Raw genomic sequence first — 1,104 nt, forward strand, 5'->3', positions numbered from 1 at the left:
GCAGAGGGTGGGGCCGTGGTGGGTGAACAGGGCGTCGCGGGAGGTGAAGTGGCCCAGGTCGACGCGGACCTGGGCGGAGAGGTCGCAGGTGTCGTCCTGGGCGGTGCAGCTCACGGGGGCGTCCCAGCGCAGGCCCGTACGGGCCACGGCGTCGAACAGGGTCTCGCCGCCCTTGTTGGCGAAGCCGTCCCCCGTGTCCGTGTGCAGGTCGGTGAACAGCTCACCCACCGGCACCCATGTCCCGCCGACATGGAACTCCGGCCACGCCAGCAGCACCTGCTCCGGGACCAGTGGCTTCAGGCGCGGGAACCTCGGATACCAGAAGCTCCCGTCGACGAGCAGGCCCCGGACGCGCGTCGGCACCCCCGACGCCCGGGCGACCGCCTCCAGCACGGCCATCCGCTGACTGCACGAGCCCCGGCCCAGGGCCAGGGTGCGTGAGGCGCGGCGGCGGTCGTCGACCGAGTACACCGGGCGGATCTCACGGGCGATGATCCCGTGAGCGGTGCGCAGGGCGTCGAGGGGGGAGGCCGGTCGCGTCTCCTCGACGCGTGAGGTGAGGCTGGTGATGCGGGGGTGCCGCCAGTCCAGGATTCGGGTGGGGCACGTGGAGCCCTCCACCGCCTCGGTGTGTTCGGGACGTGCGTGCCGCCCGGCGTTCGCCGTTCGGCGCGGCATCAGCAGTCGGCTGGTCATCGCAAACCCCCGTGTGGTCCCGGTCCCCTACCCGCACCCAACTGTTCCCGGTCATCATCACATGGTCATCCAACTGGAACACCTCGCCAGTCATCGAGACACCAGGAGCAACCACCCATGACGCCCAGTGAGTTGAGTGCCCAGGAGGCCGCGGCCCTCGCGGCGGTCGACGAGGCGGCCATCGCCCGGACGCTGCTGGAGCTGATCGCGATACCGAGTGTGACCGGCAGCCCGGCGGAGTCCGAGCTCCAGCATCACCTGGCGGGGCGGCTCGATCGGCTGGGGTTGGACGTGGACCTGTGGTCCATGGATCTGCCGGTGTTGTTGGCGGACCCGGACTTCCCTGGCTCGGAGGCGCCGCGGGACGAGGCGTGGGGGCTGGTGGGGGCGACCGAGGACGGTGGGGAC

At 71.5% G+C, this 1,104-nt stretch carries 1 protein-coding gene and 1 pseudogene; one reads left to right on the forward strand and one right to left on the reverse strand.

Going from position 1 to position 1,104, the window contains the following annotated elements:
- The coding region (locus FNH08_RS50400) for a transglutaminase domain-containing protein (protein WP_152778735.1) at positions 1-696 on the reverse strand (696 nt) is incomplete at its 3' end.
- A gap of 117 nt (positions 697-813) precedes the next feature.
- Here FNH08_RS50400 and FNH08_RS50405 point away from each other — a divergent pair.
- Positions 814-1,104: pseudogene (locus FNH08_RS50405) on the forward strand (peptidase M20); the annotation flags it as partial.

It is taken from the genome of Streptomyces spongiae (assembly GCF_009377185.1).
Classification (GTDB): domain Bacteria; phylum Actinomycetota; class Actinomycetes; order Streptomycetales; family Streptomycetaceae; genus Streptomyces; species Streptomyces spongiae.